Below are 3,524 nucleotides of genomic sequence, written 5' to 3'. Positions count from 1 at the left end.
AGGGCCTTCGACAGTTCCGGGCGATCGGGATTGCGCCCGCTTTCGACCTCGGTGAAGCGGCCGATCACCGTGGCGTCCCGTGTCACTGCGAACTGTGCAATCGTCTGCCGCTGCGCCTCCAGACCCAGGCCGCTGCTGCCCTGGCGGGCGGTCGAGACCCGCTCATAGGCGACGTACCGCAAAACCGGGACACCATTGCTGACCATGTACACACCTGCCTGTCGCTGGTTGCGCAGATGTGTACACCCGTTTGGCAGCTATCCGTAGCTAGATCAGTGGGTTAGTCGAAGGTATCTGTCACATAAACCACGTCGGACCGGGTGATGCGGCGCTTCTGGTCCTCCAGGCGCGATGGCGATCCTGAAGGGTTCATCGGCTGTTCGACCCGGTTGCCATCGGCGTCGGTCGAGACCAGCATGATGTCGATCTGCGTGACGGGTTCATCTGCGGCAGCCTCAACCCTCAGCGCCTGGACCCGGGACCGGGACGCCGGCGTCATGCCGAACTCGGCCATGTAGCGCCCCATCAATTCCAGCTGCTTGTTGGCAACCGACATCCATGGCGATTGCTGCACGTAGCCCGAGGGCGTCCGGATCATCGCCGGCGTCTCGCGCATCCGCTCTTCCGCCTCGACCCAGCGGCCGTAGCACTGGCAGTAGGCCGCAAGCGCCGCGCGATCGACGATCGTCAGCACACCCATGTCGAACAGGCCGGGTGCCAGCCGGTGCCATTCGTCCTGTGCGACCGACGACAGATGCGGCGGACAGTCCGGCAACCCGTCAGGCGGCAGTGGTTCAGCGGCATTGTAACCGCGCTTACCGGGGTTGCCGTTCGCGCGGCGGAGTGCGGTGGGGCTAGGCTTGCGACCCATCATCGCCCTACAGCCCCCATTCGGACAGGTCGGGGCCAGACTGCACGTCGACCGCCAGGCGGGACCGCGACGAGGGCGACAGGCCGAGCTCCCCCATCAGCCGCGTCATCAGCTCCACCTGCCGGTTGGCAATGGTGATCCAGGGGCTGACCTGCACGTAGCCGGCCGGGGTCTTCAGGATGGGCGGCGTGACAGCGAGCTTCTTTTCGGCTTCCACCCATCGGCCATAGGCCTGACAATAGGCGGCCAGCACACCCCGGTCGATCTGCGTCAGCAGGCCGATCTCGTTCAGCATGCGCGCCAGCCGCTTCCACTCCGCCTTTGCCGCCGCCGACAGGTGCGAGGGACAGGTCGGCAGGCTGGTGGGCGGCCTTGGCTCGCGTCCGTTGAGCGGGCGCTTGCCGGGGTTTCCCTCGATCAGCTTCAGCGCCGTGGGCTTGGGCTTGCGGCCCCTCATGCGGGCACGCTGGCGACGATGATGGAGAGCTGGGACGCCGTCCACACGAGGTCCGCAGAGAACGGAGAGCGGCACAGCAGCGCCGTCCCGGCTTGGCACCGGTGCGACAGGTGAGCCGTCCAACTGTCGTCTGGCACGGTCTTGTCCCGCAGTGGGAATGCACCCACACTTGGTCGACTGTTTTGCGGCATCAGGGCCACCCCCTGTGGTGTGGAATGCCAATGAATACGGAACTCCGGCGCACTTCCCGTGGGCTGGGACCCGGTCGGCAATTTCGCGGCCGTGGAAGGTTTCCGCCCCGCGCCGGTCCCGATGCGACAGCGCCCGAGTTCTGACCGCCCCCCCGGGTCATGGCGTGGCCTCTGCTGCGGGATCCGTGTCCGCGAGGGACAGCGGCTGTCCGGGGCGTCCACTCGCGCCCGCATGGTCCATCGCCGGTCCCACCTGCCGCTCTGCGTAGCCCTCGATCAGCGTCCGCAGCTTGTCGGTGGGGCTGACGATCTGGCGCACGATCGATGTGATGGGACCGCCTTCCGCCCCGGTGTGTTTTAGCCGATCGGTTTCGCGCCAGCCAGCCTGGGTCTTGAGGTAGAAGATCATCGACGTGGTGTCGCCGCCCCGCGCCTTGCTGATCAGGCTCTGCGCAATGGCACCAATGGCCCGGGCTTTCCCCCTTTTATAACGTTCGGCAACCTCCGCTTCCCGCTCGATGATGGCAAAGAAGGTGGTCCGGCCGATCCCGAAGTAATCCGCCATCTGGCCCACCGTCAGCACGGCCGCGAGCGTCTCCACCTCCGCCACCTGCTCAGGGGTCAAGCGCTTCTCGGGCCGCGCCATCACGCATCATCCTTGGCACGGGCGTCAGCCACCGCCGTGAAGCTGTCACCACCGTCCAGAGTTGCAGCCTGCCCGGTAAAGGTCTGCCAGCGCTTCACCGCCACATCAACATAGGCCGGGTCCAGCTCCATGGCGTAACAGACCCGCCCCGTCGTCTCCGCCGCGATCAGCGTCGTGCCCGATCCGCAGAACGGCTCGTAGACGGCCTGGCCGGCGCTGGCGTTGTTCAGCATCGGTCGGCGCATGCACTCCACCGGCTTCTGGGTGCCATGCACGGTCTGCGCATCCTGATCGCGGCTCGGGATCTGCCACAGGGTCGTCTGCTTGCGGTCCCCCGCCCAGTGTCCAGTCGCCTTGCGCCGTACGGCATACCACGCGGGCTCGTGCTGCCAGTGATAGTCGCCCCGGCTCAGCACCAGACGTTCCTTGGCCCAGATATGATCTGGCTGCGCACATCGAAGCCGCAGGCGGCGAGGCTCTCGGCCACGGTGGTGGCATGCAGTGCGCCGTGCCAGACATAGGCCACATCGCCCGGGAACAGCGCCCAGGCTTCGCGCCATTCGGCCCGGTCGTCGTTCATCACCTTGCCGGTGCGCTTCGTCTCGGCAGCACCGGCCCGGTTGCGCCAGTCCGGATCGTACATCACGCCGTAGGGCGGATCGGTGACCATCAGATGCGGTGTGACCCCGTTGAGCAGACGTGTGACCCCCGCTGCGTCCGTCGCATCGCCGCAGAGCAGCCGGTGCGACCCCAGGCACCACAGATCCCCCGCGCGCGACACGGGCACGGCCGGCACCTCCGGCGTCTCATCCTCCCGCGGATCGGCTTGTCCCGCCCGGAGCAGCGCATCGATCTCGCCCGCAGCGAAGCCGAGGTCCGCGAGGTCGATGCCCAGATCGGAGAGCGCGCCCACCTCCAGCGCCAGCAGGTCCTTGTCCCAGCCTGCCTGTTCCGCCAGCTTGTTGTCGGCCAGGATGTAGGCCCGCTTCTGCGCAGGGCTCAGATGCGCCAACTCGATCACCGGCACGCGCGCCAACCCCAGCGTCCGCGCGGCCATCCTCGGCCATGCCCCGCAATGATGCCGTTCTCACCGTCCACCAGCACCGGGTTGGTGAAGCCATACTCCCGGATCGACCCCGCGATCAGCGCCACCTGCGCCGGGCTGTGCGTCCGCGCATTGCGGGCGTAAGGGATCAAGGTCTCGATGGGGCGCTGTTCCAGCCGCAGATCGCCGGCCGGGGAACAGGGGGCGTCATGGCGTTCCTGCACAGCGTCGTTCGTCTGGGTCGTCGTCATGGCACCTCCGCAGCCCCCGTCCGGACATATGCGGAGGCGTGCGACAAGGATATCATAACGCTA

Annotated in this window: 5 protein-coding genes and 1 pseudogene; all 6 read right to left on the bottom strand. The window is 67.1% G+C overall.

Features of this window, described 5'->3' with window-relative positions:
* Nucleotides 1-206: recombinase family protein (locus ACOI1H_RS24230; protein WP_422440778.1), on the bottom strand; the 206-nt coding region annotated here is incomplete at its 3' end.
* 74 nt (nt 207-280) lie between these two features.
* Nucleotides 281-874: a phage terminase small subunit P27 family gene (locus ACOI1H_RS24225; protein ID WP_422440777.1), complete on the bottom strand. Its 594-nt coding sequence runs from the start codon at nt 872-874 to the stop codon at nt 281-283.
* Nucleotides 875-878: 4 nt separating this feature from the next.
* The gene (locus ACOI1H_RS24220; protein ID WP_422440776.1) at nt 879-1,328 is read right to left on the bottom strand and encodes a phage terminase small subunit P27 family; all 450 of its coding nucleotides are present in this window, start codon (nt 1,326-1,328) and stop codon (nt 879-881) included.
* Entirely contained in the window at nt 1,325-1,465 is a 141-nt protein-coding gene (locus tag ACOI1H_RS24215) for a hypothetical protein (RefSeq protein WP_422440774.1), read from the bottom strand. Before ACOI1H_RS24215 ends, ACOI1H_RS24220 begins: the two co-directional genes overlap by 4 nt.
* A gap of 211 nt (nt 1,466-1,676) precedes the next feature.
* The gene (locus ACOI1H_RS24210) at nt 1,677-2,165 is read right to left on the bottom strand and encodes a hypothetical protein (protein WP_422440772.1); all 489 of its coding nucleotides are present in this window, start codon (nt 2,163-2,165) and stop codon (nt 1,677-1,679) included.
* A pseudogene (locus tag ACOI1H_RS24205) lies at nt 2,165-3,392 on the bottom strand (site-specific DNA-methyltransferase). Before ACOI1H_RS24205 ends, ACOI1H_RS24210 begins: the two are co-directional and overlap by 1 nt.
* Nucleotides 3,393-3,524 lie beyond the last annotated feature (132 nt).

Origin of the sequence: Loktanella sp. DJP18 (genome assembly GCF_049310965.1) — a bacterium.
In the GTDB taxonomy this organism is placed as follows: domain Bacteria; phylum Pseudomonadota; class Alphaproteobacteria; order Rhodobacterales; family Rhodobacteraceae; genus Loktanella.
Note: the sequence above shows the minus strand (reverse complement) of the source record. Positions and strands in the feature narration are given on the sequence as shown.